The sequence below is a fragment of the Streptococcus sp. KHUD_017 genome, assembly GCF_054861245.1.
Genome location: NZ_CM142175.1, coordinates 1,305,006 through 1,325,370 on the forward strand (window position 1 = coordinate 1,305,006; position 20,365 = coordinate 1,325,370).

Below are 20,365 nucleotides of genomic sequence, written 5' to 3' on the forward strand. Positions count from 1 at the left end.
TTACACCTTCTCTTTCACATTCTTACCAAGGATACCAGCTGGACGAACAATCAAGATCAATAGCAAGATTCCGTACACGATAGCATCACGGAAATCTGACATTCCGAAGGCTGTTGCAAAAGTTTCCAATAGTCCAATTACAAAACCTCCAAGAGCTGCACCAGGAATAATACCGATACCACCTAAAACGGCAGCCACGAATGATTTAATACCCGGAGTCATTCCCATCAATGGTTCAAGAGAGTTGTAGTAAAGGGCAATCAAGACACCTGCTGCACCAGCAAGAGCTGATCCTAAGGCAAAGGTGAAACTGATTGTACGGTTTACGTTGATCCCCATCAACTGAGCTGCATCACTATCTACTGATACAGCACGCATTGCTTTCCCCATTTTTGTTTTTTGCACGATGAGTTGCAAAAGAATCATCAAAACAATTGAAACAGTCAAAATCAACAATTGAATATTTGTTAGACTGATCGGACCCAAGTCATAACGAACTGTTTGGATTGCTTGAGGGAAGGCACGTGTATTGGCACCTACTAGATAGACCATTCCATACTCAAGTAAGAAGGATACCCCAATAGCAGTAATCAATACAGAGATACGAGTTGAATGACGGAGTGGACGGTAAGCTAGAAACTCGATGATTACGCCGAGAATAGCTGAACCAATCATGGACAAAATTAAGGCTAAAAAGAAATTTAAATGGAGGGCATTAATCAAGAAATAACCCATGAAAGCACCCATCATATAGATATCACCATGGGCAAAGTTAATAAGCTTGATAATTCCATAAACCATAGTATAACCCAGGGCTAGCAAGGCATAGACACTACCCAAGATTAAACCATTGACAAGTTGTTGAAGCATATGGTTCACTCTTTCTAAGTTTTATTTTTAGGATTTTATAAAAAAATAATCCCTTTATAAATACCGAAACAGGGAGTGAGTAAAAGCTCATTCCCCATTTACGATATCTATAAAATTAAGGTTTTACGACTTCTGCCGCATCTACTTTACCATTATTCATGGTCATCATGAAGGCTGTTTTCACAGTGTTATGATCTGCATCAAAGCTTGTTTGACCTGTAACACCTTCGAAGTTTTGTGTTTTAGCAAGATTGTTCTTGATATCAACTGAAGTTTTTGCTCCTTTTGCTGCATTAGCTACAAGGTAAACTGAGTCATAAGCAAGAGCTGCAAATGTTGAAGGATCTTCGTTATATTTTGCACGATAAGCTTCAAGGAAGGCTTTTGCTTTATCTGAAACATCAACAGTAGTTGAGAATCCTGAGATGAAGTAGATATTTGATGCGCGTTCAGCAGTTGCTTGTTGAACAAATTCTGCACCGTTAAATCCGTCACCACCGATGATTGGTTTATCAATTCCCATACCACGAGCTTGGTTTACAATCTTACCAGCTTCTGTGTAGTAACCTGGCAATACGATTGCATCAAAGTCTTTATCTTTGATTTTTGTCAAAGCTGCTTGGAAGTCTGTATCTCCTGATACAAATGTTTCGTCTGCTACGATTTCACCTGTGAATGAATCACGGAAAGATTTTGCAATACCTTTAGCGTAGTCACTTGAGTTATCTGTATACAAGACCACTTTCTTAGCGTTCAATTTGTTTGAAACGTAGTTTGAGATGATTTTTCCTTGGAAACTATCTTGGAATGTTCCGATGAAGAGGAAATCTTGACCTTTTGTCAAACCATCTTGAGTAGCACTTGGAGAAATCAATGGAACTCCAGCTTGTGTAGCATTTGCTACTGCTGCTGCAGTCGCACCTGAAGTCGCAGGTCCTACGATAGCTGCTACCTTAGATTGAGTCACAAGGTTTGTTGAAACAGAAGCAGCTTCAGCAGTTTCAGATTTGTTATCTTTGTCGACTACTTCGATTTGTTTTCCATCGATACCACCTGCTGCGTTGATTTCATCAACTGCAAGTTGAGCACCCTTTTGCTCAGAAGTACCGTAAGATGCTACAGCACCAGTTTCTTCGAAGTTGAAACCAATTTTTACAACTTTTTCATCAATTGGGTTACCAGTTGTGTTTGAAGCTCCTGACTTCACTTCCCCACAAGCTGCTAAAAGAGCTGTACTTGCAAGAGCTACAAGTGACAATGCAAATTTTTTCTTCATGTTTATCTCCTTTTAATGTTCAATTTAAATTACATGTTAAGAATATACCGAATTATCAGAAAATTGTCAACAAGTTTCTCTCACTTTTTTAAATGATAACGTTTTCGCTTGTTTTATATAGGTTTCCAACGAAAGGAGTTTCCAATTCTTGGATATGACAAACTCTCACTTTCTTGATAAATTTCTCTTTTCCTAGACGGTTTACCAGCTCTTCTACTTCCTCTGTTGGGACATAAAGTTGTAGGTAACGATGTTTTTTTGAGTGGTAACAAATATCACCATAATTTGCGAGTTTTTTAGCATCGCGATTATAGTATAAATAGATAATCAGACCAGACCGATTCTCTTTTTGAAACATAATTCAACTTCCTTCTAACAATCTTCCTTCTATTATATCAAAAAAAACAAGCTCAGTCGAGCTTGCTTTAGTAGTTTAATTCAAAGAATTATTAGCCATAATTTCGTCAATAAAACCGTAGTCAAGAGTTTCTTGAGCGCTCATCCAGTAATCACGTTCAGCATCTTTATGAATTTGCTCAACAGATTTGCCAGAATTATCTGCTAGGATTTGCTCCAAAGTCTTACGGGTTTTAAGTAAGTGTTCAGCAGCGATGGCCATATCAGTCTGCTGAGTACCACCACCTGTACCACCCATTGGTTGGTGAATCATGTATTCTGCATTTGGAAGCATGAAACGTTTGCCCTTTGCTCCACTTGATGCAATGACAGTCCCCATTGAGGCTGCCATTCCCATAACGATAGTTTGGACATCTGCCTTGATAAAGTTCATAGTATCAACGATTGCCAAACCAGCTGATACAGAACCTCCAGGCGTGTTTACATAAAGGTAAATATCTTTTGTACTATCTTGGGCATCCAAGAAAAGTAATTGGGCGATAACTGAGTTTGCCATATTGTCTTCGACTGGTCCAGTCAACATGATAATGCGGTCTTTAAGAAGACGTGAGTAAATATCATACGAGCGTTCTCCACGACTTGTTTGTTCAATAACTACAGGAATCATTCATTTCTCCTTTTGATTTCTAATTTCTTTGTTAATAGGATTATTATATATCCTTGGTCAAAAAAGGTCAAATTTTTGCTCTATCCTACTAACAGATACAAAAATTTAACCTCCTTTCAAAACTAAGACTAGGCTTTAGTCTCAATATCACTTTAGAATCTTATTTTGTTCCGAACAAGCGGTCTCCAGCATCTCCAAGACCTGGAACGATGTAACCATGTTCGTTCAAGCGTTCATCCAAAGCTGCTGTAAAGATTTCTACATCAGGGTGTGCTGCTTGAAGTGCCTTCACACCTTCTGGAGCTGATACAAGGCAGACAAACTTGATGTTTGAAGCTCCACGTTTTTTGAGGGAGTCAACAGCCAAAATCGCTGATCCACCTGTTGCAAGCATAGGATCAACTACAAAAATTTGACGTTGGTCAATATCTTCAGGTAATTTTACCAAGTATTCTACTGGTTGAAGGGTTTCTTCGTCACGGTACATACCAATGTGACCAACTTTTGCTGCTGGAACCAAACTCAATAGTCCATCAACCATACCAATACCTGCACGCAAGATTGGGACAATCGCCAATTTTTTACCAGCCAACTGTTTTTGAACTGTTTTTGTGATCGGTGTTTCGATTTCTACATCTTCAAGTGGAAGATCACGAAGCACTTCATATCCCATCAACATTGCAATCTCGTCTACTAGTTCACGAAAAGCTTTTGTAGAAGTGTCAGTGCGACGCAAGATTGATAATTTGTGTTGAATCAGTGGATGATTAATAACTTCAAGTTTTCCCATTTTCAGAATTCCTTCTTTCAATTTATTCTTCTTATTATATCAAAAAATGGTTTAAAAAGCTTTCTAAACCATTTATTTTTTTATAATTTCTAGATTAGGTGAGCCTCTTGGAGAGCTGCCTGCACTGTTTCAAGTGGTAGGTGAGTTAATTCTGTTCCCTTTTCTTGATAAAGGTGTTGGGCATAGTCGTCCATACGGTATTGGTTGATATAAACAACACGCTCACAACCTACCTGAAGCAGTTGTTTTGTACAGTTGAGGCATGGAAAATGAGTAACGTAAGCTGTAAAGCCTCTAGGAACTCCACGTTCGGCTCCTTGCAGTATAGCATTCACTTCTGCATGAAGAGTGCGGACACAGTGGCCTTCAATCACCAGACAGTCATGATCGATACAATGCTCTGTTCCTGATACAGAACCATTATAGCCTGTTGAAATAACCTTGTTATCCTTGACTAAAACAGCTCCTACCTTGGCACGTTTACAGGTTGAGCGATTGGCAATCAATAGGGCTTGAGCAGCAAAATACTCATCCCAAGCTAGTCTTTTTTCTGTCATAGCATTTCTCCTCATGTTTTATTTTTTGAAAAATGGCAGGCGTAGATCTGCGATTTTTTCAGCAGGAACCTTCATCCCATCCTTGATCCATTTAAGCAAGACCGATACGATGGCCGAACTCCAAAAAGAATGCAGGTAAGAACTGACACCTTTTGATTTCCCATAGTATTTTTCTAGAAATTCTTGCATGGCTTGCACAAAGATTTTTTCTAAGTGATAGTCTAGGGCAAGCTGAATAACCTTGGCTTCTTTCTTGGCTTCTCTAAAGAGGTGAACCCATACGAGATAAAGGTCTGTTTTAACATCGTAATGACTCAATTGCTCCATGATATTATGGACGCTACGTTTAAAGACACTTTCTAAAATCTCTTCTTTTGAATCATAGTTTCGATAAAAAGCTGCACGAGAAACGCCAGCACGCTTGACTAACTCAGAAATGCTAATCTTAGCCAACTCCTTTTTCTCCAAGAGTTGCAAAAGAGCTGTTTCAATCGCTTCTCTGGTTAGCAAATTAGATTCTTGATTTGATTTTCTAAGGTTTTCAAGCGATTTTTCAGATATTTTGCGTTCAGACATAACAATTTCTTTCTACTTGTGACAACAGAGAGGTACTACTTTTGTTTCAAGGGCTTTCATGATATAATTGTAAAAAAAGACAGAACCTTTGTCAATGTATAAGTGATAAAGATGGAGAATTTCTATGACTTGGAAGATTGTAGCTGACTCTGGTTGTGATTATCGCCAACTGGCAAACCCCGCTTTTGATACTGAATTTGTCAGTGTTCCCTTAAAGATTCAGGTAGCAGATCAAGTCTTTGTCGATGATGCCAATCTGGATATCAATAAGATGATGGAAACTATGTATGCGACTTCTGAAGCTTCAAAATCAGCCTGCCCTAGTCCTGATGATTACTTACGAGCATTCGAAGGCGCCAAACATATTTTTGTAGTGACTATCACTGGAACTCTCTCTGGTAGCCACAATAGTGCTCAATTAGCTAAGAATATCTATCTCGAAGAACACCCTGATACTCAGATTCATGTCATCGATAGCTTATCAGCTGGTGGGGAAGTTGACCTAATCGTCGAAAAGATCAATGATTTGATCAACCAAGGACTTTCTTTTGATGAAGTCGTTGAAGTGATTACTACTTATCAAGAAAAAACGAAGTTGCTGTTCGTTCTTGCTAAAGTGGATAACTTGGTTAAAAACGGTCGATTGAGTAAGCTTATTGGTACAGTTGTCGGACTCCTCAATATTCGTATGGTTGGGGAAGCAAGTGAAACCGGAACCTTAGAACTCCTCCAAAAGGCTCGTGGTGCTAAAAAGTCTCTTCAGGCTGCTTATGAAGAGTTAATCAAAGCTGGCTACGCTGGTGGGCGTATCGTCATGGCTCACCGCAGCAATGAAAAATTCTGCCAACAGCTCTCAGAGCTCTTACGAGAAAAATACCCACAAGCTGACATTAGAATCATCCCAACTTCTGGACTCTGCAGTTTCTATGCGGAAGAAGGTGGGCTCCTCATGGGATACGAAATCAACTAATAAATCTGACAAGAGATGTCTAATCATCTCTTGTTTTTTTATGGTACAATACTCTTATGAAACATTTTGATACTATTGTCATCGGAGGTGGCCCTGCTGGTATGATGGCTACGATTTCCAGTAGCTTTTACGGGCAGAAAACCCTTCTCATTGAAAAAAATCGGAAACTTGGAAAAAAATTAGCTGGAACTGGTGGTGGTCGTTGCAATGTAACTAACAACAGCACTTTAGACGACCTACTAGCTGGAATCCCAGGCAATGGGCGATTTCTTTACAGTGTCTTCTCCCAGTTTGATAACCATGATATCATTAATTTTTTCACGGAAAATGGTGTTAAACTCAAGGTTGAAGACCACGGACGTGTCTTCCCAGCCAGCGATAAATCGCGAACCATAATCGAAGCCTTGGAAAAGAAAATCATTGAACTAGGCGGGCAAATTGCTACTCAAACAGAGATTGTTTCTGTTAAAAAGATAGACGACCAGTTTGTCCTTAAGTCCGCAGACCAGACCTTTACTTGTGATAAACTCATCGTCACAACTGGTGGCAAATCCTATCCTTCTACTGGTTCAACTGGTTTTGGCCACGAGATTGCCCGTCATTTCAAACACACCATTACCGAACTTGAGGCTGCTGAAAGTCCCTTATTGACTGATTTCCCGCATAAGGCCTTGCAGGGAATTTCCCTAGACGATGTAACTCTTAGCTGTGGTAAGCATGTTATTACCCATGACCTGCTCTTTACCCACTTTGGTTTATCTGGTCCCGCTGCTCTGCGTATGTCAAGCTTTGTCAAGGGTGGCGAAATCCTATCTTTAGATGTCTTGCCACAACTTTCTGAAGGCGACTTAATAAATTTTCTAGAAGAAAACCGTGAAAAATCCTTAAAAAATGCCTTGAAATCTTTGTTGCCAGAACGCTTGGCAGAATTCTTTGTCCAAGGATACCCTGAAAAAGTTAAACAGCTAACTGAAAAAGAACGGGACCAACTTATCCAGTCTATCAAGTCCCTCAAGATTCCTGTAACAGGGAAGATGTCCCTTGCCAAGTCCTTTGTGACTAAGGGAGGGGTCAGCCTCAAGGAAATCAATCCTAAAACGCTAGAAAGTAAATTGGTTCCTGGACTCCACTTTGCTGGCGAAGTACTAGATATCAATGCCCACACGGGTGGCTTTAACATCACTTCTGCCCTCTGTACTGGCTGGGTGGCAGGCTCAAACTTAATCTATAAATGATTTAGTATCTAAGGATGTTAGATAAGAAAGGAACTACTTTGGAACATATTATCTTACTAAGGGGAGTTACTCCTAATGGAAAAAATGCTATCCCTAAAATGTCTTATCTAGTAGATATCTTGATAGAGGCTGATTTTCAACACGTTCGAACCTATATTCAAAGTGGGAATATCATTCTTGAAAGTGACTTATCTCTGGAAGAAATACGAGAACAGGTTCACACTCTAATAAAGGAAAAAATTGGTGCTGATTTAAAAATGGTAATCAAGAACAAAAATGATTTTGCAAAAATTGTCCAAGAAAACCCATTTGGAAAACACTATCTTTTTGACCGAATACATGTGATCCTTTTTCAAAATGATATCCAAAGTCTACCATTAGAAAAATTGGATGGTGACTATGGGGAAGAAGAAATTTGTATAGGCAACCATTGTCTTTACCTCTATCTCCCTAGAACTGCAAAACGAAAAAAACTTAATACCAACTATCTTGAAAAGCTATTCGGCGTTGATCTGACCATGCGAAAATTAAACGTGGTAGAAAAATTACTAACAAAATAGGAAAAATAATATGATCAGAAGAGAATCAGTCGAATTTGTCAACATGTGCTTGATTAAAAATGGGGACAAGGTCCTAGTTCAAGACCGAGTTAGTCCTAACTGGCCTGGCATTACTTTTCCTGGTGGTCATGTTGAACGTGGCGAATTCTTTGTCGATGCTGTCATTCGCGAAGTGAAGGAAGAAACTGGTCTGACCATTTCTAAGCCTCAACTCTGTGGTATCAAAGATTGGTATGATGACGAGGACTTTCGTTATGTTGTCCTCTTTTACAAAACAGAACACTTTACTGGTGAGCTCCAATCTTCAGACGAAGGAAAAGTCTGGTGGGAGGCTTTTGAAAATCTATCTCATCTTAAACTGGCTACTGAGGATATGTCTGATATGCTTCGTGTTTTTCTTGAAGAAGATCTCAGTGAGTTCTTTTACTATAAGGATGGGGAAGACTGGTCTTACCAACTCAAATAACAGTAAATCGGCAGAGGTATCTCCGCCGATTTTTAGCTTGTCTAATCTTCAAGCTAGGTCTGTGTCCTCCAATTAAAATTCTGTTACTGGCTTTTTCAGTTCTAGCTTGGTCTTTGAGTTTTATCGAGTTTGTGTGCCTACATAGTGGGCAATAACATCTGAAGTGTATTGAGCTGTTCCCTTTCCAAACTTATCAATGTTTTCCTTGAACTCTGGATTATAGACATAGCCTTGGCCGATATAACCGAAGACCTCGATAGAGCAGTCAAATCCATAAGTACGAATAGCTTGTAAGAGCTTGGCTGCTTCCTCTTGATTTTCAGATTCTGTTATCGGTAGACCAGCTTTGAGATTTTGAGCCAAGGCTTGAAAGACTTGATTAAAGGCTGATGTAACCTCATCCTCTCGTCCTTTTTGACGATCAAGGGCTTGATCCATGACTTCTTGGCCATACTTGTCTACCGCCTCTTGGTGGTATTTTTGATTGTCTTGGTAGCTAAATCCAGTGAATTTTTCTTGAATGGTCATTTTTATTTCTCCTTTTTGTTCTTGAATGGTTTTTTGTAAGGTTGAAATTAAGGTATCCAGATGTTGCCTCTCCTGGGTTAAATAATCCAACTGTCTAGTTAAATGTGACAATATATCTGTCGTATCTTCCTTCAATAACTCTGCTATTTTTTCTAAAGAAAAGCCTAGATACTTGTAATAGAGGATAACCTGAAGTCGTTCTAAATCCTCTTGACTGTAAATTCGATAGCCATTTTCTGACTTTAACGGAACTAAGAGTCCTATCTTATCATAATGGTAGAGGGTCTTTACGGAGACACCTGAAAGTTGCGCAGCTTCTTTAATATGGTACATGATTTCCTCCTCACATGAATAGTATATCCCCTTACCTTAGGGTAGAGTCAAGTATTTTATCATATTTTTTATGAAAACTTGAAAATCGCTTTCTTGACAGGCTTCAGAAAACATGATAGGATAATCAAGTCTATCAATCAAATAAAAGGCTCTTAGAGAGCAATTGAGAGAGGGCTATTTGACAATTCAAGTAGCCTTTTCTTATTTTAAAAATAGATTGGAGTTTTAACGATGTCTGAAAAATCGCAATGGGGATCAAAACTGGGCTTCATCCTTGCATCTGCTGGTTCTGCTATTGGTCTTGGGGCTGTTTGGAAGTTCCCTTATATGACCGCTGCCAATGGTGGGGGAGGTTTCTTACTGGTCTTTCTTATCTCGACAATTTTAATTGGTTTCCCTCTTCTACTGGCTGAGTTTGCCCTTGGTCGAAGCGCTGGCGTGTCAGCAATCAAAACCTTTGGCAAGCTTGGAAACAATCAAAAGTACAACTTTATTGGTTGGATTGGTGCCTTTGCTCTTTTCATCCTTCTCTCCTTTTATAGTGTCATTGGGGGTTGGATTCTGGTATACCTTGGTATCGAGATTGGAAGATTATTCCACCTAATCGGAAATGGAGATTATGCCCAGCAATTCTCTTCCATCATTTCTAATCCAGTTATTGCTTTAGGAGCTCAAGCAGCCTTTATCTTCTTGAACATTTTCATTGTTTCACACGGCGTTCAAAAAGGTATTGAAAGAGCATCTAAGGTTATGATGCCCCTACTTTTTATCATCTTTATTGTTATTATCGGGCGTTCTCTCAGTTTGCCAAATGCCATGGAAGGCGTCGTTTACTTCCTCAAACCTGAGTTTTCAAAACTAACAAGTGCTGGACTTCTCTATGCACTGGGTCAATCTTTCTTTGCCCTATCCCTTGGAGTTACAGCCATGCTGACCTACGCTTCCTACCTAGACAAGAAGACCAAGCTGGTCCAATCAGGAATGTCCATTGTAGCCTTGAACATCTCAGTTTCTATCATGGCGGGACTTGCGATTTTCCCTGCGATGTCAGCCTTTAATATCCAATCTGAAGGTGGACCAAGTCTCCTCTTTATTGTCTTGCCGCAACTCTTTGATAATATGCCTTTTGGTACTATTTTCTATATTCTCTTTCTCTTGCTTTTCCTCTTTGCGACGATAACTTCCTCAGTCGTTATGCTTGAGATCAATGTTGGAAATATCACCAACCAAAACAATCGTAAGCGTGCTAAGTGGAGTATGATTTTAGGGGTATTGACTTTTGTCTTTGGTATCCCTTCGGCCCTATCCTATGGTGTGATGGCTGATGTCCATATCTTTGGAAAGACCTTCTTTGACGCCATGGATTTCTTGGTTTCCAACCTCCTCATGCCTTTCGGTGCTCTCTGCTTGTCCCTTTTTACAGGCTATATTTTTAAGAAAACACTGGCAATGGAGGAACTTCATCTTGATGAAACACCTTGGAAACAAGGACTTTTCCAAGTCTGGCTTTTCCTTCTTCGTTTCATCATTCCAATTATCATTATCGTGGTCTTTATCGCCCAATTTATGTAAATACAAAAAAGGACTTGAGAATATCTCTCAAGTCTTTTCTTTTTATGGATGGCTTACAATCAATTCTAGACCTTGCCCTTCCAAGGTCCAAGCTTCAACATCACTTGGTAAGATAAAGTGACTACCTTTTTGAATTGGATAATCTTTTCCGTCTACAGTCAGTTTCCCTTGACCAGCCAAGACGCTGAACAAGCTGTAATCAGCTGTCTTCTCAAATTCAACTTTTCCTGTGATTTCCCACTTGTAAACAGCAAAGAAATCATTAGAAACAAGTATAGTTGAACGCAAATCATCTACTTTGACAGTCACAGGACGGCTGTTTGCAGGCTCACCAATATTCAATACATCGATTGATTTTTCGAGGTGAAGTTCACGCAAGTTACCATTATCATCCTTACGGTCAAAGTCATAAACTCGGTAGGTAGTATCACTAGACTGTTGCGTTTCAAGGATTAAGATACCTGCACCGATAGCGTGCATGGTTCCACTTGGTACATAGAAGAAATCTCCGGCCTTAACAGGTACCTTTGTCAGCAAGGCATCCCAGTTCTTGTCTTCGATTTGCTGGCGGAGTTCTTCTTTTGACTTAGCATTGTGACCGTAAATAATCTCTGAGCCTTCATCTGCAGCGATGATATACCAACATTCTGTTTTTCCAAGTTCGCCTTCGTGCTCTAGTCCATAAGCATCGTCTGGGTGAACTTGAACACTGAGCCAGTCATTGGCATCAAGGATTTTTGTCAAGAGCGGAAATACAGGCTCTGGACGGTTGCCAAATAACTCACGATGTTCTGCATACAAAGTAGCTAGGTCTGTTCCCTCAAAACGCCCATTAGCTATCTTAGAAACACCATTTGGGTGAGCTGATATTGCCCAATACTCACCAATCTTTTCGCTTGGAATGTCGTAGCCAAACTCATCACGAAGTTTAGTACCACCCCAGATTTTTTCTTGCATTACAGAATTTAAAAATAACGGTTCTGACATGTTACATCTCCTGTCTAATTTTTCACCCTCATTATAGCAAAAAAAGAGTCCTAATTGAACTCTTTTTCTTATCTTATAAAGTAGGGAGAAGATTTTATAAAAATAGTAACGATATTGTTTTTATGCTTTAAAAAATCTACAAAAAACTATTAGTTCACAAGATTTGGAAGAATGAACACGATAAAGAAAGCTAGAGCAACCATCAGAAAAACAAGGAAATAAGCTAAACATTTAGTCAACCATGCATAACGACCTGGTTTTAGCGGTCTTTCTACGTAGGAATGTTTTGGTTTTTTAGGATCATAATAAACAGTTACCTTTCCTCCAATTGGAAATCGTTCCATTAAAGGTGATTTTGTTAAAGAGATGAAACTGTTCCTATAAATCTTGTATCTTAAAACCTGAGGAATTTCCCCATCTTCAAAATTATCCATTTTGACATCAGATACGATCGAACCCAAGGGAGTACTGATTGTATTTGAAATCGCATATAGAAATTTCGGTCCTAAAACCTTGTATTGGTTCCCATCAACAGTGTACTCGACAACTGGCAGGCTAATTCCATTATAAAGAGCATAGGAATATCGGATAATAACTCCTTCCGTTCTTTCGGTGCATCTCTTGGCATTTCTGTAATTACTAAAGATAAAAATGTCGAACATAAAATAGGTGAAGGCAGCAAAGCCTAACGACATTAAGCCAAATAATAGAAAGAATGTTGTTGGCATCTTTTTCTCCTTCAAACATGATGATGACTCTATTTTAACAGAAAAGATGGGAGAAAAAAAGACCGGATTGCTCCGATCTTTTAATAGTTCATATTCTCACATTCTGTTTTAAGAATCATTAAGGTTAATTTCAAATGACTAAGCATCCTATTTCATACAATAAAAATCAATGACTAGACCAGCAGGGCCTTCAACTAACAGGGATTCTGTTCCCCAATCCGTTTCACAAGGACCGTGTAAAATCTCGACACCAATCTCTTTTAACCGCTTTTGGTTCTGGTCGACATCCTCAACCTCAATGTGTAGAATGATTCCTGACTGAAAATTTTCCAAAGGAATCAAATGATTTTGGGATAACATGAGACAGTGACTGCCAATCGTGAACTGAGCAAAACTGTTATCAACATAGTCCGCCTTTTTATCCAAGATACACTCTAATTCAGCACAGACTTGGGGAACATCTGACACGATAATATCTAATTGATTTAAATTCATTTACTGTCCTCCACAAAAAGACCGGATTGCTCCGATCTTTTCAAGTTCCACTCTTTGAAAACCAAAGAATAAAATCTACAAAATTTACATGTGATTTTCGACGAGAGGAATTATTTAATTGCGCGTGATTGCAACCCTTCTTCTTCCAAGAAGAGGCGGAATGGTACAAGCTCTTCAGCTTCGTATTTTTCCTTGAAGGCTTTGATTGCTTCTTCTGAGTAAAGTTTTGGATCCAATTCAAGTACTTCTACTGGAAGTGGACGGTCTGGTGTGATGCGGGCATCGATTACAACAGTTTTACCTTCTTTGTTCAATTTAACAGCTTCTGCAACAACTGCATCGATGTCTTCGATACGGTCAACTGTAATTCCTACAGCACCTTGCGCTTCAGCGATTTTCGCATAGTCAGCATTAGGGAAGTCACAACCAAACAAGTGTTTGTTTGTGTCTTCGTATTTGTCCTTGATGAAGGCATATTTACCATTTGAGAAGACAACGTTGATAACTGGAAGGTCGTATTGAACGTTTGTGATAACGTCTGGGTAGCACATGTTGAATGCACCGTCACCCATGATGTTCCATACTTGGCGATCTGGATTGTCTTTCTTAGCAGCGATACCACCAGGAAGGGCAATACCCATTGTCGCAAAGAGTGGAGATGTACGCCACATGTTCTTAGGTGTCATGTGAAGGTGACGAGTAGATGTTTGAGTAGTGTCACCTACGTCGATTGAGTAGATAGCGTCTTGATCAGCATGTTTGTTGATTGCATTGTAAACTTGATACAATTGCAATTCACCCTCAGTTTTACCTTCGAGTTTGTTCATGTAATCGCGCCAGTTTTGGTTGTTCTTCACGTTTGCACGCCACCATGGAGTAGACTCAACTGGGTTTACTCTATCAAGGATAGCTTTCGCTGCTTGACCTGCGTCACCAAGGATTGAAGCGTCAAGGGCGTGACGTTTACCAAGTTTGTAAGGGTCGATATCGACTTGGATGAATTTTTCAGTGTTTTTGAATGCTTCGTAAACTTCAGCAAATGGGAAGTTTGAACCAAGGAAAAGAACTGTGTCTGCTTCAAAGACCACTTCGTTGGCTGGTTTCCAACCAACACGGTAAGCAGAACCTGTCAAACCTTCGTAGTTCCATTCGAAAGCTTCGAAGTTTTTACCAGTTGTGATGATTGGTGCTTTGATTTTACGTGACAATTCAGTAATCACTTCACCAGCTTTAACACCACCGTAACCAGCGTAGATCACTGGGCGTTCAGCGTTGTTCAAAATTTCAACAGCTTTGTCGATTTCAACTTCGTTCAAAGCAGGAGCGATGAATGAACGCTCGTATGAACCTGAACCGTAGTATGAGTTTTCGTCGATTTCTTGGAAACCAAAGTTTACTGGAATTTCAACAACAGCTGGACCTTTTTTAGAAACGGCAGCACGGCAAGCTTCGTCAATCACTTTTGGCAATTGCTCTGCGTAAGCTACACGTTTGTTGTAAACAGCGATACCGTTGTACATTGGGTTTTGGTTCAATTCTTGGAAGGCATCCATGTTCAATTCGTTAACTGGACGTGATCCAAGGATAGCAAGGAATGGAGTGTTATCCATAGCTGCATCGTAAACACCATTGATCAAGTGAGTTGCACCAGGTCCACCTGAACCAACTGCAACACCGATAGATCCGCCAAATTTAGCTTGCATAACCGCTGCAAGAGCACCTGTTTCTTCGTGACGAACTTGCAAGAAACGGATATCTTTGTCTTCAGCCAAAGCGTCCATCAATGAGCTGAGTGTTCCTGATGGGATACCGTAGATAGTGTCTACGCCCCATGTTTTCAATACGTTGAGCATTGCTGCAGATGCAGTAATTTTCCCTTGAGTCATAATGATAACTCTCCTTCAAAATAATTTCATATATTTACAAAAAACGCTTTTATATGTTATTTGAAAACGATTCAGTAAATTTACAATCCTAATTTATCACATTTGTTTTCAGATTCATAAGAATGTGCTCAGAAACTTTCATTCTCTATTACAGTACAGTTTGGAAGCGTTTTGAAAATCTGTTTTAGAATAGAAAAAAGCGGTTAAGACCGCCTTTTTAATCGACTTTAGTAAAATTAAGCATGAGAGAACTGATTAAAACAGATACTGAACTAAATGCCATGGCCAATCCTGCAAGTTCTGGATTGAGTACCAAACCAAGACCAGAAAACACTCCTGCTGCAATCGGAATACCAATGAGGTTATAGATAGAAGCCCAGAAAAGATTGAGTAGAATACGATTAAAGGTCTTCTTACTCATATCAAAAGCACGTGCCAATCCTAGTAAATTGTTGGTTGTAAGGACAAGATCTGCTGATTCGATGGCAATATCTGTCCCAGAGCCCATTGCAATTCCGACATCCGCTACACTGAGGGCCGGCGCATCATTGATACCATCTCCAACAAAGGCAAGTTTACCATTCTTTTGAAGCTTGTGAATTTCATGTGCCTTTTCCTCTGGCAAGACATTTGCGATCACTTCTTCGATCCCAATTTGCTCTGCAATCGCATGGGCTACTCCAGCATTATCTCCGGTAAGCATAACAGTTCTAAGGCCACGTTTTTTCAATTTGGCAATAGCTTCTTTGGCATTTTCCTTAGGGACATCCTGCAAGGCAATTAAGCCTTTTAACTGACCATCTACGGATAGGAAGACAACTGTTTTTGCTTCTTTCTCAAGCAAATCAAATCGTTCTTGATAATCATGTGGAATAGCAAGGTCAGCTAAAAGTTTGGCATTCCCCAGCAAGACTTGTTTATCATTAATAATCCCAGTCACACCTTTTCCATGCAAGGCTTGGAAGTTTTCCACTGGGTAAAGGCTAATTCCTAGTTCAGATGCACGATTAACAATAGCTTGAGCTAGCGGGTGTTGAGATACATCTTCCAGTGAAGCAGCCAAACTTAGCACTTTTCCTTCATCTCCGACAACATCTGTTACCACTGGCTTCCCTTCGGTCAAGGTTCCTGTCTTATCAAAAACAACTGTTTGGACTTTTTGGATTTCCTGTAAAACTGTACCATTTTTGAGAAGAATCCCCATCTTGGCACTTCGTCCTGTTCCAACCATGAGTGCTGTCGGTGTCGCGAGTCCTAGTGCACAAGGACAGGCAATTATCAAAACTGCTACTCCATAGAGGAGCGACGTCACAAAGCTTTCTCCTAAGAAAACAAACCAGATCCAAAAAGTAAGAAGTCCTAAAATGACAACTGCTGGTACAAAAATCCCAGAAATCTTGTCTGTCAAATCTTGAATAGGAGCACGACTCGTTTGCGCTTTTTTCACAAAGTCCACAATCTGAGCCAACATAGTCTCAGAGCCCACTTTTTCGGCTCTAAAAATGATCGTACCACTATTATTGATGGTTGAACCAATGACAGCATCTCCAACTGATTTATCGACTGGAATACTTTCCCCAGTCACCATTGATTCATCAATACTCGTTTCACCTTCTAAGACAATACCATCAACGGCAATTTTTTCACCTGGTCGAACGCGAATGAGATCCCCAACTTTGACTTGTTCTAGAGGTATTTGAACATAAACATCATCACGCAAAACCTCTGCTGTTTTTGCTTGTAGGTCTAATAATTTTTCGACTGCCTGCGAAGTATTTTTTCGCATTTTTTCCTCAAAAACTGCTCCCAAAAGAATGAAGAAGAGGATAAACGCAGCACTTTCAAAGTAAACGGGCAGACCAGTGAAGAGGGCTACTAAGCTATAGAAATAGGCCACTAGGGTTCCCAGAGCAACCAAGGTATCCATGTTGGAATTGTGCTTTTTAAAACTAGCCCAGGCGCTTCTGATATATGGAACTCCAGCTACCAGCATAATGGGTGTTGTGGCTAAAAAGGTGCCCCAACGCATGACTTGGTGACTAATTCCTCCTGTAGACATCCCAATCATGAGAATCACAAGAGGCACAGTAAAGATACTAGTAATCCAAAAACGTTGTAAAAGACTGAGAGACTTTTTAGTTTTTTCAACAACGGTGTAGGTCCCCTTTTGCATCTTCATGCCGCATGAAAATTCATGCTCGCCCAAGTCTTGAGGCGTAAAGCGAATGACTTTTTCCTCGTCTTGAGCGATTGGTTCTAGAATCCCTTCTTCTTCGAAGAGAATTTCCTTATAGCAGTTTGATGGTGTCACACGGTGAAAGGTAATCTCAGCAGGAATCCCTTTTTGCAGTTGAATGTGGGCTGGATGGTAGCCTTTGTCTGCCGTGATACGGATTTTTTGAACGCCATTTTCAAGGCTTGCTTTTACAATTTCTGTCATATCATTCTCCTATTCTACAATCATCTTACCGTGCATCATATTCATGCCACAAGAGAAACCATACTCACCTGCTTCTTCAGGAGTGATTTCAACCACATATTGGTCTCCCATAGGTAGATCTGCATGCACTCCAAAGTCTGGAAAAACGATTTGGTCCAAGCAAGGTGAAGGATCTTTTCGATCAAAAATAATGCGAGCAGGTTGCGATTTTTTGAGGATAATAGTTCCTGGAGTGTATCCCCCCATGACTTCCACTCGAATTTCTTGATAGCCATTTTTTTGCTGGGCTCTCTTAGCATCTTCTTGCGGTTTCTTGAAAAACCAAAAGAGGATAAAAGCAATCATTCCTAAAACAACAATAGATACAAATAGATTTAACATAGCGTCTCCTTTACATACAATTACATCTTACTTCTGTTACAGCACTTGCTTTTTTCTTTGAAATCACTTCTTCCAAGCCTTCCAAGTCAGCTAGGGTAAAGTCACATTCTTTGATCAAATCAGCAAGTAACTGCTTCATCCTGCGAGAACAAAGCTTATATTTGATATCCTGGACAAGTAACTTCCTACTATCTTCCTGCGTCAACAACGCTGAATAGATAAAGGACTTGCCCTGCTTTTCTCGAGTCAAACATTCTTTCTCCACCAAACGTGCCAAGAGTGTCTGGATCGTGGATTTGGACCAACTGAACCTTTTCTCTAATACTTTTATGAGATCAGTACTAGTCTGTTCTCCCTGCATCCAGATAATCTTCATGACCTGCCATTCTGCATCCGAAATCTGCATCAGCACACCTCCAAAATCTACATTTGTCAATTACAATTATCAGTATACTCTTAAAATCTACATTTGTCAACTAAATTTCCTAAATTTTTTTAAATTTCTCTTTCCAATAGATTTTGTCTATCATTGTGATAAAAAATACATATTATTCAAAGCTCTATTTTAATGCTACAATAACTGTATTATTTTCCTAGATAGGAGGTTCTACTTTTGGATTGGTCCATTGTTGAACAATATCTACCACTCTATCAAAAGGCTTTTTTTCTGACCTTGCATATTGCAGTTTGGGGAATTCTAGGTTCTTTTTTGCTGGGGCTCATCGTCAGCGTTATCCGACATTACCGCGTTCCTGTTTTCTCCCAACTGGCAACAGCCTATATAGAATTGTCACGAAATACTCCCCTTTTGATACAACTTTTCTTTCTCTACTTCGGTCTACCTCGAATAGGGATTGTTCTCTCTTCAGAAGTCTGTGCAACAATCGGGCTCATCTTCTTAGGTGGTTCCTACATGGCAGAATCCTTCCGTAGCGGGCTAGAAGCAGTCAGTCGAACCCAGCATGAAATCGGTTTAGCCATTGGGCTTACTCCATTTCAGGTATTTCGCTACGTGGCCCTTCCACAAGCGACTGCGGTGGCTCTACCATCTTTTAGCGCCAATGTTATTTTCCTCATCAAGGAAACTTCTGTCTTTTCGGCAGTCGCCCTTGCTGACCTAATGTATGTTGCTAAGGATTTGATTGGACTCTACTATGAAACAGATATCGCACTAGCCATGTTGGTGGTTGCTTACCTTATCATGCTTCTACCTATTTCACTAGTCTTTAGTTGGATAGAAAGGAGGCTCCGTCATGCAGGATTCGGGAATGCAAGTACTCTTTCAGGGAAATAATCTCCTGAGAATTTTACAGGGATTGGGCGTCACAATTGGGATTTCTATCCTGTCTGTCTTCTTATCCATGATTTTCGGAACGGTTATGGGAATTATCATGACCTCTCATTCTAGATTGATTCGCTTATTGACACGCTTATATCTAGAATTTATCCGGATTATGCCGCAGCTAGTACTCCTTTTCATCGTTTACTTTGGCTTAGCTCGAAACTTTAATATCAATATCTCTGGGGAGACTTCTGCTATTATCGTTTTCACCCTCTGGGGAACAGCTGAGATGGGGGACTTGGTTCGTGGAGCTATCACTTCCTTGCCTAAACATCAGTTTGAGAGCGGACAAGCGCTTGGCTTAACTAAAGTGCAACTCTACTACCATATTATTATCCCTCAAGTTTTGAGAAGGCTTCTACCGCAAGCCATCAATCTTGTCACTCGTATGATCAAAACGACTTCCTTGGTTGTTTTGATTGGAGTTGTTGAGGTTACCAAGGTTGGACAACAAATCATTGATAGCAATCGCTTAACCATCCCAACCGCTTCCTTTTGGATATATGGAACCATCCTAGTCTTGTATTTCGCAGTTTGCTTCCCTATTTCCAAACTATCTACTCATCTAGAAAAACATTGGAGGAACTAAATGTCTGAAACTATTTTAGAAATCAAGGAACTAAAAAAATCCTTCGGAGACAATCCAATCCTCCGAGGACTTTCCCTAGATATTAAAAAGGGAGAAGTCGTCGTCATCCTAGGACCATCTGGTTGTGGTAAAAGTACGCTACTTCGTTGCCTCAATGGCTTAGAAAGTATTCAAGGAGGAGATATCCTGCTTGATGGTCAGTCCATCGTTGAAAATAAAAAAGATTTTCACCTGGTTCGCCAAAAGATCGGTATGGTCTTTCAAAGTTATGAACTCTTTCCTCACCTAGATGTCCTTCAAAACCTCATCCTAGGACCTATCAAGGCTCAGGGAAGAGACAAAAAAGAAGTCACTGAAGAAGCTCTGCAACTACTGGAACGTGTCGGACTTCTAGACAAAAAACATAGCTTCGCTCGTCAATTATCTGGTGGACAAAAGCAACGGGTAGCCATCGTCCGTGCACTTCTCATGCATCCAGAAATTATCCTCTTTGACGAAGTAACTGCTTCACTAGATCCAGAAATGGTGCGTGAGGTCCTAGAGCTTATCAATGACTTGGCACAAGAAGGGCGTACCATGATACTGGTAACCCATGAAATGCAGTTTGCCCAAGCAATTGCGGATCGCATCATCTTCCTTGACCAAGGGAAGATTGCTGAAGAAGGAACTGCCCAAGAATTCTTCACAAATCCACAAACCAAACGAGCACAAGAATTTTTAAACGTCTTTGACTTTAGCCAGTTTGGCTCATATCTATAAT

At 40.0% G+C, this 20,365-nt stretch carries 23 protein-coding genes; 8 read left to right on the top strand and 15 right to left on the bottom strand.

What is annotated here, in order from left to right:
* From ACVAMZ_RS06460 to ACVAMZ_RS06490, 7 genes are all read right to left on the bottom strand, one after another.
* Window positions 1-870 (bottom strand): branched-chain amino acid ABC transporter permease, encoded by an 870-nt coding sequence (locus ACVAMZ_RS06460; RefSeq protein WP_004252371.1) that lies wholly within the window; start codon window positions 868-870, stop codon window positions 1-3.
* 115 nt (window positions 871-985) lie between these two features.
* Window positions 986-2,146: an ABC transporter substrate-binding protein gene (locus ACVAMZ_RS06465; RefSeq protein ID WP_195184153.1), complete on the bottom strand. Its 1,161-nt coding sequence runs from the start codon at window positions 2,144-2,146 to the stop codon at window positions 986-988.
* 88 nt (window positions 2,147-2,234) lie between these two features.
* Window positions 2,235-2,504 (bottom strand): YlbG family protein, encoded by a 270-nt coding sequence (locus tag ACVAMZ_RS06470; RefSeq protein WP_004252368.1) that lies wholly within the window; start codon window positions 2,502-2,504, stop codon window positions 2,235-2,237.
* Between the two features lie 75 nt (window positions 2,505-2,579).
* Window positions 2,580-3,170 carry an ATP-dependent Clp protease proteolytic subunit ClpP gene (gene clpP / locus ACVAMZ_RS06475; RefSeq protein ID WP_004252366.1) on the bottom strand — a complete coding sequence of 197 codons (591 nt, stop codon included), beginning with the start codon at window positions 3,168-3,170 and terminating at the stop codon, window positions 2,580-2,582.
* A 160-nt stretch (window positions 3,171-3,330) separates the two neighbouring features.
* Entirely contained in the window at window positions 3,331-3,960 is a 630-nt protein-coding gene (gene upp, locus ACVAMZ_RS06480) for a uracil phosphoribosyltransferase (protein ID WP_004252365.1), read from the bottom strand.
* Between the two features lie 89 nt (window positions 3,961-4,049).
* The gene (locus tag ACVAMZ_RS06485; protein WP_461684376.1) at window positions 4,050-4,517 is read right to left on the bottom strand and encodes a deoxycytidylate deaminase; all 468 of its coding nucleotides are present in this window, start codon (window positions 4,515-4,517) and stop codon (window positions 4,050-4,052) included.
* Window positions 4,518-4,535: 18 nt separating this feature from the next.
* On the bottom strand, window positions 4,536-5,093 hold the full coding sequence (locus ACVAMZ_RS06490) for a TetR/AcrR family transcriptional regulator (RefSeq protein ID WP_004252362.1): 558 nt from the start codon (window positions 5,091-5,093) through the stop codon (window positions 4,536-4,538).
* A 124-nt stretch (window positions 5,094-5,217) separates the two neighbouring features.
* Between ACVAMZ_RS06490 and ACVAMZ_RS06495 the strand changes: the two genes are divergently transcribed.
* Genes ACVAMZ_RS06495 through ACVAMZ_RS06510 form a run of 4 tightly spaced genes read left to right on the top strand, consistent with a single transcriptional unit; the run spans window position 5,218 to window position 8,324 of the window.
* Window positions 5,218-6,063: a DegV family protein gene (locus tag ACVAMZ_RS06495; RefSeq protein WP_461684377.1), complete on the top strand. Its 846-nt coding sequence runs from the start codon at window positions 5,218-5,220 to the stop codon at window positions 6,061-6,063.
* 56 nt (window positions 6,064-6,119) lie between these two features.
* Window positions 6,120-7,298 (top strand): BaiN/RdsA family NAD(P)/FAD-dependent oxidoreductase, encoded by a 1,179-nt coding sequence (locus ACVAMZ_RS06500; RefSeq protein WP_461684378.1) that lies wholly within the window; start codon window positions 6,120-6,122, stop codon window positions 7,296-7,298.
* A gap of 38 nt (window positions 7,299-7,336) precedes the next feature.
* On the top strand, window positions 7,337-7,858 hold the full coding sequence (locus ACVAMZ_RS06505; protein ID WP_025170160.1) for a DUF1697 domain-containing protein: 522 nt from the start codon (window positions 7,337-7,339) through the stop codon (window positions 7,856-7,858).
* Between the two features lie 10 nt (window positions 7,859-7,868).
* Window positions 7,869-8,324, top strand: a complete 456-nt coding sequence (locus ACVAMZ_RS06510; protein ID WP_461684379.1) for an NUDIX domain-containing protein — start codon at window positions 7,869-7,871, stop codon at window positions 8,322-8,324.
* Between the two features lie 120 nt (window positions 8,325-8,444).
* Here the strand turns inward: ACVAMZ_RS06510 and ACVAMZ_RS06515 are convergent, their stop codons facing one another.
* Entirely contained in the window at window positions 8,445-9,185 is a 741-nt protein-coding gene (locus ACVAMZ_RS06515; RefSeq protein WP_461684380.1) for a MerR family transcriptional regulator, read from the bottom strand.
* A gap of 231 nt (window positions 9,186-9,416) precedes the next feature.
* Here ACVAMZ_RS06515 and ACVAMZ_RS06520 point away from each other — a divergent pair, with 231 nt between their 5' ends.
* The gene (locus ACVAMZ_RS06520; protein ID WP_075232231.1) at window positions 9,417-10,757 is read left to right on the top strand and encodes a sodium-dependent transporter; all 1,341 of its coding nucleotides are present in this window, start codon (window positions 9,417-9,419) and stop codon (window positions 10,755-10,757) included.
* Window positions 10,758-10,799: 42 nt separating this feature from the next.
* On the opposite strand, the gene manA is transcribed toward ACVAMZ_RS06520, so the two are convergent.
* From manA to ACVAMZ_RS06555, 7 genes are all read right to left on the bottom strand, one after another.
* Entirely contained in the window at window positions 10,800-11,744 is a 945-nt protein-coding gene (manA, locus tag ACVAMZ_RS06525) for a mannose-6-phosphate isomerase, class I (RefSeq protein ID WP_461684381.1), read from the bottom strand.
* A gap of 149 nt (window positions 11,745-11,893) precedes the next feature.
* Entirely contained in the window at window positions 11,894-12,472 is a 579-nt protein-coding gene (locus ACVAMZ_RS06530; RefSeq protein ID WP_016466606.1) for a DUF3592 domain-containing protein, read from the bottom strand.
* Window positions 12,473-12,619: 147 nt separating this feature from the next.
* Window positions 12,620-12,967: a VOC family protein gene (locus tag ACVAMZ_RS06535; protein ID WP_461684382.1), complete on the bottom strand. Its 348-nt coding sequence runs from the start codon at window positions 12,965-12,967 to the stop codon at window positions 12,620-12,622.
* Between the two features lie 110 nt (window positions 12,968-13,077).
* A complete protein-coding gene (gene spxB / locus ACVAMZ_RS06540) occupies window positions 13,078-14,853 on the bottom strand; it encodes a pyruvate oxidase (RefSeq protein ID WP_461684383.1) in 1,776 nt (591 codons plus the stop codon).
* A 217-nt stretch (window positions 14,854-15,070) separates the two neighbouring features.
* Window positions 15,071-17,293, bottom strand: coding sequence for a heavy metal translocating P-type ATPase (locus tag ACVAMZ_RS06545; RefSeq protein ID WP_461684384.1), 2,223 nt, complete (start codon window positions 17,291-17,293; stop codon window positions 15,071-15,073).
* A gap of 9 nt (window positions 17,294-17,302) precedes the next feature.
* Window positions 17,303-17,674, bottom strand: coding sequence for a cupredoxin domain-containing protein (locus ACVAMZ_RS06550; protein WP_004252344.1), 372 nt, complete (start codon window positions 17,672-17,674; stop codon window positions 17,303-17,305).
* 10 nt (window positions 17,675-17,684) lie between these two features.
* A complete protein-coding gene (locus tag ACVAMZ_RS06555) occupies window positions 17,685-18,080 on the bottom strand; it encodes a CopY/TcrY family copper transport repressor (protein WP_461684385.1) in 396 nt (131 codons plus the stop codon).
* A gap of 207 nt (window positions 18,081-18,287) precedes the next feature.
* On the opposite strand from ACVAMZ_RS06555, the gene ACVAMZ_RS06560 reads away from it, so the two are divergent.
* From ACVAMZ_RS06560 to ACVAMZ_RS06570, 3 genes are read left to right on the top strand one after another with little or no spacing between them, the layout of a single operon-like run.
* Window positions 18,288-18,968, top strand: coding sequence for an amino acid ABC transporter permease (locus tag ACVAMZ_RS06560; RefSeq protein ID WP_461684386.1), 681 nt, complete (start codon window positions 18,288-18,290; stop codon window positions 18,966-18,968).
* Entirely contained in the window at window positions 18,928-19,605 is a 678-nt protein-coding gene (locus ACVAMZ_RS06565) for an amino acid ABC transporter permease (RefSeq protein ID WP_461684387.1), read from the top strand. The genes ACVAMZ_RS06560 and ACVAMZ_RS06565 overlap by 41 nt, the downstream gene beginning before the upstream one ends.
* The gene (locus ACVAMZ_RS06570) at window positions 19,606-20,364 is read left to right on the top strand and encodes an amino acid ABC transporter ATP-binding protein (protein WP_461684388.1); all 759 of its coding nucleotides are present in this window, start codon (window positions 19,606-19,608) and stop codon (window positions 20,362-20,364) included.
* Window position 20,365 lies beyond the last annotated feature (1 nt).